This window comes from Erwinia oleae, from assembly GCF_000770305.1.
Taxonomy (GTDB): domain Bacteria; phylum Pseudomonadota; class Gammaproteobacteria; order Enterobacterales; family Enterobacteriaceae; genus Erwinia; species Erwinia oleae.
In genome coordinates, this window is sequence record NZ_JNVB01000093.1 from 1 (window position 1) to 12676 (window position 12676).

The 12676-nt window shown below is 57.3% G+C and carries 10 protein-coding genes and 3 tRNA genes; 9 read left to right on the forward strand and 4 right to left on the reverse strand.

The genetic code is table 11. The annotated features are described in order from the left end of the window. The 4 genes from GS12_RS20465 to GS12_RS20480 all read left to right on the forward strand — a co-directional run. A partial coding sequence (locus GS12_RS20465; protein WP_034950342.1) for an LLM class flavin-dependent oxidoreductase occupies positions 1 to 470 on the forward strand: 470 nt, incomplete at its 5' end. Beyond that, the gene (locus GS12_RS20470; RefSeq protein ID WP_034950343.1) at positions 470 to 1441 is read left to right on the forward strand and encodes an ABC transporter substrate-binding protein; all 972 of its coding nucleotides are present in this window, start codon (positions 470 to 472) and stop codon (positions 1439 to 1441) included. The genes GS12_RS20465 and GS12_RS20470, both read left to right, overlap by 1 nt. After that, the gene (locus tag GS12_RS20475; RefSeq protein ID WP_034950344.1) at positions 1441 to 2028 is read left to right on the forward strand and encodes a cysteine dioxygenase family protein; all 588 of its coding nucleotides are present in this window, start codon (positions 1441 to 1443) and stop codon (positions 2026 to 2028) included. The genes GS12_RS20470 and GS12_RS20475 overlap by 1 nt, the downstream gene beginning before the upstream one ends. Further along, a complete protein-coding gene (locus GS12_RS20480) occupies positions 2021 to 3628 on the forward strand; it encodes a rhodanese homology domain-containing protein (RefSeq protein ID WP_034950346.1) in 1608 nt (535 codons plus the stop codon). The genes GS12_RS20475 and GS12_RS20480 overlap by 8 nt, the downstream gene beginning before the upstream one ends. A gap of 35 nt (positions 3629 to 3663) precedes the next feature. Here GS12_RS20480 and GS12_RS20485 read toward each other — a convergent pair. Together GS12_RS20485 and GS12_RS20490 are read right to left on the reverse strand one after the other, a co-directional pair. Continuing rightward, positions 3664 to 3739, reverse strand: a tRNA-Ala gene (locus GS12_RS20485). Positions 3740 to 3785: 46 nt separating this feature from the next. Next, positions 3786 to 3861 (reverse strand) — tRNA-Ala (locus GS12_RS20490). 485 nt (positions 3862 to 4346) lie between these two features. Between GS12_RS20490 and GS12_RS20495 the strand changes: the two genes are divergently transcribed. Then, positions 4347 to 4712 (forward strand): YfeC-like transcriptional regulator, encoded by a 366-nt coding sequence (locus GS12_RS20495; RefSeq protein WP_034916253.1) that lies wholly within the window; start codon positions 4347 to 4349, stop codon positions 4710 to 4712. Between the two features lie 46 nt (positions 4713 to 4758). On the opposite strand, the gene GS12_RS20500 is transcribed toward GS12_RS20495, so the two are convergent. After that, a complete protein-coding gene (locus GS12_RS20500; protein ID WP_034916255.1) occupies positions 4759 to 6789 on the reverse strand; it encodes a choline transporter in 2031 nt (676 codons plus the stop codon). A gap of 222 nt (positions 6790 to 7011) precedes the next feature. Here GS12_RS20500 and betI point away from each other — a divergent pair, with 222 nt between their 5' ends. The 3 genes from betI to betA are packed head-to-tail and all read left to right on the forward strand — an operon-like array spanning position 7012 to position 10786. Further along, positions 7012 to 7605, forward strand: coding sequence for a transcriptional regulator BetI (betI, locus tag GS12_RS20505; protein WP_034919276.1), 594 nt, complete (start codon positions 7012 to 7014; stop codon positions 7603 to 7605). Positions 7606 to 7621: 16 nt separating this feature from the next. Continuing rightward, entirely contained in the window at positions 7622 to 9094 is a 1473-nt protein-coding gene (gene betB / locus GS12_RS20510) for a betaine-aldehyde dehydrogenase (RefSeq protein WP_034950347.1), read from the forward strand. 15 nt (positions 9095 to 9109) lie between these two features. Next, positions 9110 to 10786: a choline dehydrogenase gene (gene betA / locus GS12_RS20515; protein WP_034950349.1), complete on the forward strand. Its 1677-nt coding sequence runs from the start codon at positions 9110 to 9112 to the stop codon at positions 10784 to 10786. Between the two features lie 68 nt (positions 10787 to 10854). On the opposite strand, the gene gltX is transcribed toward betA, so the two are convergent. Next, entirely contained in the window at positions 10855 to 12270 is a 1416-nt protein-coding gene (gene gltX / locus GS12_RS20520; RefSeq protein WP_034916258.1) for a glutamate--tRNA ligase, read from the reverse strand. Between the two features lie 266 nt (positions 12271 to 12536). Between gltX and GS12_RS20525 the strand changes: the two genes are divergently transcribed. Beyond that, positions 12537 to 12612, forward strand: a tRNA-Val gene (locus GS12_RS20525). Positions 12613 to 12676 lie beyond the last annotated feature (64 nt).

The following is a 12676-nucleotide window of genomic DNA, read 5'->3' on the forward strand; positions in this document are numbered from 1 at the left end:
CCGTTCGAACCGTGCGTGCGGCGGCGGCAAAACAGGGTCGGCAAATCAGCTTCAACATCTCTTTCCGGCCCATCATTGCCGCGACGGAAAAAGAAGCGTGGGAAAAAGCCGAGTATATTCGCGAGACGGCGCGCAAGAAGCTGGCCGAGGTGGGACATGATTTTGGCCTGCCCAAGCCGCAAAGCGTGGGCGCAGAGCGACTGATGGCGGCGGCCAGAGAAGGCGAACGGCTGGACCGAAATTTGTGGACCGGCATCGCTAAGCTGGTTGGCGGCGGCTATAACTCCACCTCGCTGGTGGGCACGCCGGATCAGGTTTCCGATTCGCTGCTCGACTATTACGATGCCGGTATTGAAAGCGTGCTGATCCGCGGTTTTGATCCGCTTAACGATGCGGTGGAGTATGGCAAAGCGCTGATCCCGCTGACGCGTGAGAAAGTAGCGGCACGCCGCATCGCGAGGAGTGCCTGATGCGTTTTGCTCTCTTAGCGGCTGCCCTGCTCTCTTCCCTTGCGCTTTGCGCCAGCGCGGCGGAAAAAACCACGCTGCGTCTGGGCGATGTGAAGGGCGATCGCTTTATCTCTCTGCGAGCGTCCGGTCAGCTTGATAATCTGCCGTACGATCTCAAACTCACCTCGTTTGATTCGGGCGCGCCGGTTCAGGAAGCGCTGAACGCAGGCGCACTGGACGTCGGGTTTACCGGCGATTTGCCGTTTTTATTCGTCTTTGCTGCGGGCGCGCCGGTGAAAGCGGTGGACGCGTGGCAAAACAATCCGGACAGCATCGCGCTGCTGACGCGCCCGGACAGCGGTATACGCAGCCTGAAGGATCTGAAGGGCAAGCAGATCGCCGTCAATCGCGGCGGCTGGGGCCACTATCTGCTGCTGGGTCTGCTTGAACGCGCGGGCCTGAAGCCTGACGACGTGACGCTACGTTTTCTCGGCCCGGTTGATGGTCACGCCGCGCTGGCCAGCCATTCGGTTGATGCCTGGGCGGCATGGGAACCTTATATCTCTTCCGCCATTGTCATCGATAAAGACGTGCTGGTGCCGCAGGGCGGCGGCAACGGTATTCTCTCCGGCTACTCCTATGCGCTGGCGCGGGAAAGCGCGCTGGCGGACCCGGCAAAACGTGACGCCATCGCCGATCTGATGACGCGGCTGGCGAAAGCGCAGACGTGGGCGGCGAGGCATCCGCAGGAATTTTCCCACGCGCTGTCTGCATCGCTGGGTTTTCCTGAGCCGATCACCGCCCGCTGGATCACCAGCGCCCGCATTCGCCCGGTTGACTTCAATCCGAGGGTTGCCGCAACGCTCCAGCAATCTGCTGACTTCTTTTATGAAAAACGCGTGCTGCCCAAAAACGTCGATGTCAGCAAAGCGTTTGACTACAGCCTCTCACGCGGCGCAAACCACGTCGCCGCCAGCGAAGGAGCGAAATAATGTCATTACAGCATCATCGGCTGCGTGAATTTGTCAGCCAGCTTGCCGCGTTGCTGGACACCCGACCGGCAGAAGCTGAAATATTACGCACCGGCAGCGCGCTGTTAGGCAGGCTGATCGAACATGACGACTGGCTTGCGCCTGAATTCCCCCGCCCCGATCCTGCCCGTTATCAGCAATACCTGCTGCATGCCGACGCGCAACAGCGCTTTTCAGTGGTCAGCTTCGTTTGGGGGCCGGGCCAGCGCACGCCGGTACACGATCATCGCGTCTGGGGCCTGATAGGCATGCTGCGGGGCGCCGAAGTGTCGCAGGGCTACCGGCGGGACGCGCACGGCCTGCATCCTGAAGGCGAACCAGTGCGGCTGGAACCGGGCAGCGTGGAGGCGGTTTCGCCGCAGGTGGGCGATATTCATCGCGTCAGTAATGCGTGGGACGATCGCATCTCCATCAGCATTCACGTTTACGGCGGCAATATTGGCGCGGTGAAGCGTGCTGTTTATCAGGAGGATGGCAGCGAGAAAACCTTTATCTCAGGCTATAACAATGCCTTTTTACCTAACATCTGGGATCTCTCTCATGGTTGATACTTCCTTTGCCGTTCGTCCCGCGAGCGACATCCGCCGCGCCCTGCTCCGGCAGGAAGAAGTTGCGCTGATCGACGTGCGCGAAGAGGCGGATTACGCCACGGGGCATCCTCTGTTTGCCGTCAATATCCCGCTGTCAAAACTGGAAATTGCTGTTCTGGATCGCGTACCGCGACTGACCTGCGCCGTCACCGTATATGATAATGGCGAAGGTCTGGCACAGGTCGCCGCCCGTCGTTTAGTGGCGATGGGCTACCGCGACGTTGCGCTGCTGGAACACGGTTTACAGGGCTGGCGTGAGGCCGGCGGCGAGCTTTTCATCGACGTCAATTCGCCCAGTAAAGCGTTCGGTGAGCTGGTTGAGAGCCGGAGCCACACGCCTTCTCTGCCCGCAGAGGAGGTCAGCGCATTGCTGAGCAGCGGCAGGCCGGTAGTGGTGCTCGACAGCCGCCGCTTTGATGAATACCAGACCATGAGCATTCCCGGCGGCGTGAGCGTGCCGGGCGCCGAGCTGGTCTTGCGCGTGCGCGATCTGGCGCCCTCGCCGGAAACCACGGTGATCGTCAACTGCGCGGGCCGAACCCGCAGCATTATCGGCACTCAGTCGCTGGTCAATGCCGGGATCCGCAATCCGGTTTATGCCTTACGCAACGGCACCATCGGATGGACGCTGGCGGGCCTGGCGCTGGAGCATGGCCAGTCGCGACGCTATGGCGACGTGAGCGAAACCGCGCACCGGCAGGCAGCGCGCAGCGCGCGTAACGTGGCCGATCGCGCGGGCGTAAAGCGTCTTTCACCGGCCGGGCTCGGCGACTGGCAGGCGGACCATCAGCGTACGGTGTATCTGTTTGACGTTCGTGACGCCAGTGAATATGTCGCAGGGCACCTGCCCGGCGCGCGCCATGTGCCGGGCGGGCAACTGGTGCAGGAAACCGATCACTACGCCAGCGTCAGAGGCGCGCGTATTGTGCTGGTCGATGATGACGGCGTGCGCGCCAATATGAGCGCGTCATGGCTGGCGCAGATGGGCTGGGACGTAGCGGTACTGGAGCAAGTCGGCCAGCAGGATCTTAGCGAAAAAGGCAACCGGTCGCCCACGCTGCCTGCCCTGCCGACGCAGAACGAAGTCGCACCTGCCGGGCTGGCGGGCTGGCTGGATCAGGGCAATACCCAGGTGCTGGATTTTACCACCAGCGCAAATTACGTGAAGGGACATATTCCCGGGGCGGCGTGGTTGCAGCGTTCGCTGCTGACGTTGTCGGGCAGCACGGCGCTTCCCGCGGCCTCGCGATATGTGGTGACCTGCGGCAGCAGCATGCTGGCACGCTTTGCGGTGGCGGAACTGGCGGCGCTGACCGGCAAACCGGTGTGGGTGCTGCAAGGCGGCAATGCCGCCTGGAAGGAGGCCGGTTTACCGCTGGAGCAGGGCGAAACCCTGTTGCTTCAGTCACGCAACGATCGCTATCGCCGTCCTTATGAGGGTACGGATGTTACGCCGGATGCAATGCAGGCTTATCTCGACTGGGAGTTTGGATTGATTGCACAACTGGACAAGGATGGCACGCACGGGTTCAACGTCGTGACGGGAAGCGGCGCTTAGAGAGGTTATTGTTTGCTATCAATCAGAACAGTGAATGGTGGAGATAAGCGGGATCGAACCGCTGACCTCTTGCATGCCATGCAAGCGCTCTCCCAGCTGAGCTATACCCCCACATACAAAGATTGGTGTTTTCGGTTCAAATCTGCTGGTGAAGATTTGGTGGAGATAAGCGGGATCGAACCGCTGACCTCTTGCATGCCATGCAAGCGCTCTCCCAGCTGAGCTATACCCCCGTACCGAAAAACCTTGTCATCCTGACGGCGGGGATAATATGAAACAGCGTCGGTGGTGTCAACGGCAAATTGTTAATCTGTGGTCAATCGCTGAAAAAGCCGTCAACCCTGCTCATGCCACCGACGCGTTATGCATTTGGTTATCACTGAACCACGCATGGCCGCTTATGATCGCGTGAAATTTCAAATTATTTACGATGTCGCCTGGCCTGTTGCGCAATGGTAAATAAGCCATTAATTAGTTGCCTGATTATATTTGTTTTCGGCTTTATGCCGGGCCCCCTTATCGCCCCTGGTTTTTTATCTGACCGTCACCTTATTAACCCGCGACCTGTCGACCGGAGATCGTTCGGCTGCCTGCCTGTTGCAGGCGCGTCGATTTTTTTCCTCACCTTCTTAAACTGTTAATGTTTCCTGTTAGTTGTCCAATGAATATTTTGCTGTAATATATTCCTGTTACATAAATAGCAAATAGGAATTGCACAATGAAAAAGGAATGGCTTACGCCAGAAGAACTGGCACAGGAAACAGGTTTCAGCAGGCAGACAATCAATAAGTGGGTTAAGCGAGAACAGTGGACGACCGCTCCCAAGCCCGGCGTCCAGGGTGGAAAAGCAAGGATGATTTACATCGATGAACGGGTAAAAACTTTTCTAAAGTCTACGCGTCATGCCGCTGAACCGACCGCAACCTATCGGGTAACGCATAACTCCCTCCCCGCTTTGTTATTAACGTCACTTCAGCAAATGAAAGCCGAAGAGCAGGAGCAGCTTTATTCATTGCTGCTGCGCGAAGGTATTCAGGGTTTACTCACCCGGCTGGAAATTGGTGACAGTGACAGCGAGAAGTAAAAAAGCCGGCCCCTGGCCGGCTTTTTTTGCTCTTACGTTAACATTATTACAAATTGGGGAAGGTGATATTGTTTCCCGGCGCTTCGCGATGCAGATGTACAAAGTTCAGATGGCGCTCATACTGATCGAGAATATCAATAATCACCTGCTCCTTGCTGTAATCCATCAGATCGTTACCCTGGCTTCCCTCAAGCAGAAACGTTTCCAGGCGGTAGTAGGTCGACTTCCCGCTGCGGGCGCGATAGGTGAAGCCGGGTACTGAATACTGCTGCGGCCAAACCTGATATACAAAATCCTGTTCTTCGCCAAGGTGAACGCGCAGATCGAGATAGCCGATACTGTTGCTCTCTTCCGGCGGCATATTTTCCAGCGTGACATTGCCTCCCCGCAGTTCCAGCTCTTTTGCCACATCCTGCATCGCCGGGAAAACCACCGTTTCCATCATCTGCTGGGTGTAGCGCGTTCCCGGATAGTTCATCAGTCGCGACAGACGTTTTTTCCAGCTCAGGCGATCGTGACCGGTGACCAGATAAGGAGCGGTGTCACGCGTGGCGCTGGCGCGGCGATAATCTTCCACTTTAAGAGACTTATAAAGCCCTGCCATCACAAAAAAGATCACAAAGCTGAAGGGCAGGCCCATGATCACCGTAGCATTTTGCAGCGTGGTGATGCCGTCGGCCATCAGCATGCTCATGGTTAATATACCAATTGCCACCGACCAGAAAATGCGTAGCCAACTGGGCGCGTCGCTGTTGATATCTTTAAGCTTTGAGGTGAAGTTACCCAGCACCAGCGACCCGGAATCCGCCGAGGTGACATAAAACAGCATACCGGTAATGGTTGCCACCGACGCGCTCAGTTTGAACGCCGGATACTGCGCCAGCAGGCTGTAAAAACCGCGTTCGGCATGAGCCATGACCTCTTCGGCGAAACCGGCATTGCCGTGAATGATTTCATACAGCGCCGCATTACCAAACACAGACAGCCACAGTAGCGTGAAGGTGAAAGGGATAACCAGCGTGCCCAGAACGAATTCACGAATGGTACGGCCTCGCGAGATCCGGGCCAGGAACAGGCCGACAAACGGTGACCAGGCCACCCACCACGCCCAGAAAAACAGCGTCCAGCTGTTCATCCACTGCGTCGGGCGATTGAAGGCAAAAGTATTCATGGTCATGCCCATGAAGCGATTAATATAGTCGCCGACATTCAGCACCAGCGCGTTGAGTAAGAAACTGGTATGGCCAAAGAACAGCACAAACAGGATCAGCGCCAGCGCCAGCGCAACGTTCAGTTCGGAGAGAATACGGATGCCTTTGTCCACGCCAGAGGTCACGGAGATGGTGGCGATAATCACCGAAAGCACAATCAGCGCGGCCTGCGCGGTGAACCCTTCCGGCACGTCGAACAGCACTTTCAGGCCGTAATTGAGCTGCACCACACCAATTCCCAGCGTGGTGGCGATGCCAAAAATTGTCCCGACCACGGCGGCGATGTCCACCGTATGGCCGATGGGGCCGTTAATCCGCTTGCCGAAAATAGGATAGAGCGCGGACCTGATGGTCAACGGCAAATTGTAGCGGTAGCTGAAGTAGCCCAGCGCGATGCCCATCAACGCATACATCGACCAGCCGGTTAAGCCATAGTGGAAAAGCGTCCAGACCATCGCCTGGCGCGCAGCTTCATAGGTCTGCCCTGCGCCTTCCGGCGGCTGCATATACTGCGTGACCGGCTCAGCAACGGAGAAGAACATCAGATCGATGCCGATGCCCGCAGCAAAAAGCATCGCCGACCAGCTCAACACGCTGAACTCCGGTTTTGATTGCTCCGGCCCCAGCTTGATGGCGCCAAAACGTGAACAGGCCATAAAGAGTACAAAAACGATGTAGAGCGTGGCGGCCAGCATATAGTACCAGCCGAAGGTAGCCGACACCCAGTTCACCGCATGCAGGATCGCATCAGCGGCGCGTTTACCAAGAAGAACGGTCAGGAGTGAAAATAACAGAATCAGCCCGGCGGAGACGTAAAAAACCACGGGGTTGATTCTGTCTTTTTCACTGGCAGGTGGATTATTCATCAATTACCTCTGGTTGATTTTCTCTGGATATATTGCGGAAAAGGCCCGCAACAGCAGCGCAATCAAACCCTGAACGATGGGGTTTTCATGATGGCGTTGATCACACGTTATTTCACTTTTTTAACAATTCAGGCCCGGCATACTAACAACTTTTCTTTTTATATTGAACATTCAATCAAAAAAAGATTTAATATTACTTCAAACGTTAATGGAGAAGTGACAATGCCAAAGGTAGGGATGCAGCCAATCAGACAGCGACAGCTTATTGATGCGACGCTGAGCACCATCAACGAAGTGGGAATCAACGATGCAACTATCGCCCAGATAGCCAGACGGGCGGGCGTTTCTACCGGCATCATCAGTCACTACTTCAAAGACAAAAACGGCCTGCTGGAAGCGACGATGCGCGACATCACGCGTCAGCTACGTGAAGCGGTGATGGCGCGTTTACAGCCGCTGGCGGACGCCCCGGCTGAAACGCGCCTCTGCGCTATCGTGGCGGGCAATTTTGACGAAACGCAGATGCATAATGCTGCGACCAAAGCCTGGCTCGATTTCTGGGCCAGCAGCATGCACAAACCGCAGCTTAATCGGCTGGAGCGCGTCAGCAGCAGACGCCTTTTCTCATCGCTGGCGGTGGAGTTTCGCCGCGAGCTGCCGCGTGATAAAGCGCGCCTGGCCGCCCACGGTCTCGCCGCGTTAATTGACGGCCTGTGGCTGCGTGCCGCGCTGGTCGACGGCCCGTTCGATCATCACGCTGTGCAAACGCTGACCACACAATTTATTCGCCAGCAGCTCGCTGGCGGGCAAGATTAACGACGAAGGAGAGAGCATGTCCCGATTCGCAGAGCAGAAGTTATATATCGACGGTGCGTACGTTGCGTCCGTCAAGGGTGAGACTTTTCAGACCATCAACCCCGCTAACGGCGAGGTGCTGGCTGAGGTTCACGCTGCCGGTCGCGAAGACGTGGAGCGCGCCGTCCTCGCCGCGCAGAAAGGCCAGAAAGTCTGGGCCGCCATGACCGCCATGGCGCGCTCACGCATTTTACGCCGCGCGGTAGATATTCTCCGCGCCCGCAACGATGAGCTTGCCGAACTGGAAACGCTGGATACCGGCAAGCCCCTCAGCGAAACCACCAGCGTGGATATCGTTACCGGCACCGACGTGCTGGAATATTACGCCGGACTGATCCCCACGCTGGAAGGCCAGCAAATCCCGCTGCGCGATAGTTCGTTTGTCTATACGCGCCGCGAACCACTGGGCGTGGTGGCCGGTATCGGTGCCTGGAACTATCCCATCCAGATTGCCTTATGGAAGTCCGCGCCTGCGCTGGCTGCGGGCAATGCGATGATATTCAAACCCAGCGAAGTCACGCCGTTAACCGCACTGCGCCTGGCGGAGATCTACACCGAAGCCGGCGTGCCGGACGGCGTATTTAACGTACTGCCGGGGCCAGGCGCGGAAACCGGCCAGCTGCTGACGGCGCATCCCGGCATTGACAAAGTGTCCTTCACCGGCGGCGTGGCCAGCGGCAAAAAGGTTATGGCGAATGCGGCAGGCTCCACGCTGAAAGAGGTGACGATGGAGCTGGGCGGCAAGTCGCCGCTCATTATTTGTGATGATGCCGATCTCGATCTCGCGGCGGATATCGCCATGATGGCGAACTTCTACAGTTCCGGCCAGGTGTGCACCAACGGTACGCGCGTCTTTGTTCCTGCCGGACTGAAGGCGGAGTTTGAAGCGAAAATCGCCGAGCGCGTGGCGCGGATCCGTCCGGGCGATCTTCACCACCCGGACACCAATTTCGGTCCGCTGGTGAGCTTTGCCCATCGCGACAACGTGATGCGCTACATTGAAACCGGCATTTGCGAAGGCGCCCGCGTGCTGTGCGGCGGCCAGCGCCTGACCGGCGACAGCTTTGACAACGGCGCCTGGGTTGCGCCTACGGTGTTCACCGACTGCCACGACGAGATGACTATCGTGCGCGAAGAGATCTTCGGGCCGGTGATGTCCATTCTGACTTATACCCACGAAGAAGAAGCGGTACGCCGCGCCAACGCCACTGAATTTGGCCTCGCAGCTGGCGTGGTGACCCGCGATCTCAACCGCGCGCACCGCATTATTCATCAGATTGAAGCTGGGATTTGCTGGATCAACACCTGGGGCGAGTCGGCGGCAGAAATGCCGGTCGGTGGCTATAAGCACTCCGGTGTCGGACGTGAAAACGGCCTGATGACGCTGCAAAACTACACCCAGGTGAAGTCGGTGCAGGTTGAGCTGGCGCCTTTTCAGTCCGTATTTTAATCAGGGGAGCAACGCATGGACTATGACTACATCATTATTGGCGCGGGCTCCGCAGGCAACGTCCTTGCCACCCGTTTAACCGAAGACCGCGACATCAGCGTACTGCTGCTTGAAGCCGGCGGCCGCGATTATCGGTTTGATTTTCGCACGCAGATGCCCGCCGCACTGGCTTACCCGCTTCAGGGCAAGCGCTATAACTGGGCATATGAAACCGATCCCGAACCGCATATGAACAATCGCCGCATGGAGTGCGGACGCGGCAAAGGGCTGGGCGGCTCGTCGTTGATCAACGGCATGTGCTACATACGCGGCAACGCGATGGATCTGGACGGCTGGGCAGCAGAGCCTGGCCTGGCGTCCTGGAGCTATCTGGACTGCCTGCCCTACTACCGCAAGGCCGAAACGCGCGATATCGGGCCCAACGATTTTCACGGCGGCGACGGCCCGGTCTGCGTCGCCACGCCCAAAGCGGGCAATAACGTGCTTTTCGAAGCGATGATCGAAGCAGGCGTGCAGGCAGGCTATCCACGGACTGACGATTTGAACGGCTACCAGCAGGAAGGCTTTGGGCCGATGGATCGTACCGTCACGCCGCAGGGCCGCCGTTCCAGCACATCGCGCGGCTACCTTGACCAGGCGAAAGACCGACCAAACCTGACCATCGTCACCCACGCCACCACCGATCGCATTCTGTTCGATGGCAAGCGTGCTGTCGGCGTGGATTATCTGGTGGGCAACAGCAACACCGCCACTCACGCCCGCGCGCGTCGGGAAGTGTTGCTGTGCGCGGGCGCCATTGCTTCACCGCAGATCCTGCAACGCTCCGGCGTCGGCCCCGCCAGCCTGCTGGCGCAGTTCGACATTCCGCTGGTACACGATCTGCCCGGCGTGGGTGAAAACCTCCAGGATCATCTGGAGATGTACCTGCAATATGAGTGCAAAGAGCCGGTGTCGCTTTATCCGGCTCTGAAGTGGTGGAATCAACCGAAAATCGGCGCCGAGTGGATGTTTAACGGCACCGGCATTGGCGCCAGCAACCAGTTTGAAGCGGGCGGTTTTATCCGCAGCCGCGAAGCGTTTACCTGGCCGAACATTCAGTATCACTTTTTGCCGGTGGCGATTAACTACAACGGCTCCAACGCGGTGGATGCACACGGTTTTCAGTGCCACGTTGGCTCGATGCGTTCGCCGAGTCGCGGACGCGTTCGCCTCAAATCGCGCGATCCTCATGAGCATCCGTCCATCCTGTTTAACTACATGTCGTCGGAGCAGGACTGGCATGAGTTCCGCGATGCCATACGCATCACGCGTGAGATTATCAACCAGCCTGCGCTGGACAACTTTCGCGGTCGTGAAATCAGCCCCGGTCTTGATTGTCAGACGGATGAGCAGCTTGACGAGTTTGTACGCAATCACGGCGAAACAGCCTATCACCCGTGCGGCACCTGTAAAATGGGCAGTGACGAGATGGCGGTGGTTGACGGCGAAGGCCGCGTGCACGGCCTTGAAGGGCTGCGCGTGGTGGATGCTTCCATTATGCCGCTGATCGTTACCGGCAATCTGAACGCCACGACGATTATGATCGGTGAAAAAATTGCCGACTGCATTCGCGGACGCGAACCGCTGCCGCGCAGCACTGCCCGCTACTATGTGGCCGGTGACGCGCCGGTGCGTACTGAACCGCTGCGGTAATCGGTTGATACCATAAAAAAGCCGCCTGGCGCTTATCGCATCAGGCGGCTTTTTTTACGTTGAATCGCTTACTGCTGCGCTTCCCGCGCCGCAATATACGCCAGCGCTTTTTCAATACGCGCTACCACACGCGCTTTGCCGATGGCGTGAACGGTAACATCCAGCGCCGGAGACTGCCCCGCGCCGGTTGCCGCCACGCGCAGCGGCATGCCGACTTTGCCCATGCCAACGTCCAGCTCGTCGGCAGTCGCCTGAATGGCATGATGAACGTTTTCCGCCGTCCAGTCGCTAATGACGCTCAGCTTATCACGCACCACTTCAAGCGGCTGACGCGCAACAGGACGCAGATGCTTCTTCGCGGCATCCGCATCGAACTCGCTGAAATCCTCATAAAAATAACGACAGGACGCCGCCATCTCTTTCAGCGTTTTGCAACGTTCGCCCAGCAGCGTCACCAACTGCGCCAGTTCCGGGCCGGTGCGGGTATCGATTTTCTCCTGTTCGATGTGCCATTGCAGATGTGTCGCCACGTACTCTGGTGCCAGCGAATTAATGTAGTGATGGTTCAGCCATTGCAGCTTTTCGGTATTGAACGCGCTGGCGGATTTGCTGACCGCGTTCAGGTCGAACAGCGTCGTCATCTCTTCAATACTGAAGATCTCCTGATCGCCGTGCGACCAGCCAAGACGAACCAGATAGTTCAGCAGCGCTTCCGGCAGATAGCCGTCGTCGCGATACTGCATCACGCCAACCGCGCCATGACGTTTGGACAGCTTTTTACCATCATCGCCGAGGATCATCGACACATGCGCGTAAACCGGCACCTCGGCGCCAATGGCTTTAAGAATATTGATTTGACGCGGCGTGTTGTTGATATGATCTTCACCACGAATAACGTGGGTGATTTTCATATCCCAGTCGTCGATAACCACACAGAAATTATAGGTCGGCGAGCCGTCGGTACGGCGAATGATCAGATCGTCCAGCTCCTGATTGCTGAATTCAATCGGCCCACGGATCTGGTCGTCAAAAATGACTGAGCCCTCTTGCGGGTTGCGAAAGCGCACCACACAAGGCTCGTCGTCAGCATGATGCGCATGGCTGTCGCGGCAGCGGCCATCGTAGCGCGGCTTTTCGTTATTCGCCATCTGCTCTTCGCGCAGCGCCTCCAGCCGCTCTTTGGAGCAGTAGCATTTGTAGGCCGTGCCCGCATCAAGCATCTGGTCGATCACCGCATTGTAGCGATCGAAACGTTTGGTTTGATAATACGGACCTTCGTCCCAGTCAAGGCTCAGCCAGTTCATGCCGTCCATGATGGCGTCTATGGCCTGCTGGGTTGAACGTTCCAGATCGGTATCTTCAATGCGCAGCACAAACTCACCGCCGCTGTTGCGGGCAAACAGCCAGGAATAGAGGGCGGTACGCGCACCGCCAACATGCAGATAACCTGTCGGGCTGGGTGCGAAGCGGGTTTTGATTTTCATTAACTGCTGCCTTTTTTACGCTAAAGCCGGCCGAAACCGGAAAGATGGGTGAGTGCTTAAAGTGACCAACATTCTATCATCTGAAGGGGAATCCTCAACGGCATTCCCCGCTTTCTCCATCCTGCTTTACCCTCAACGCCAATGCGCGCGGCATTTTCTGCATAATTCACCAACATCTTGTTTAAATTTAAGACGAACGGTGTGTTTCGTTTTAAAAATCGTTGACTCATTTGACGCGTTCCCTATAATGCGACTCCACACAGCGGGGGTGATTAGCTCAGTTGGTAGAGCATCTCCTTTACACGGAGGGGGTCGGCGGTTCGAGCCCGTCATCACCCACCACTTAAGTAAGTGGCTCGTTGTGTCAGCAGTATCAGGAATTGGGTGATTAGCTCAGTTGGTAGAG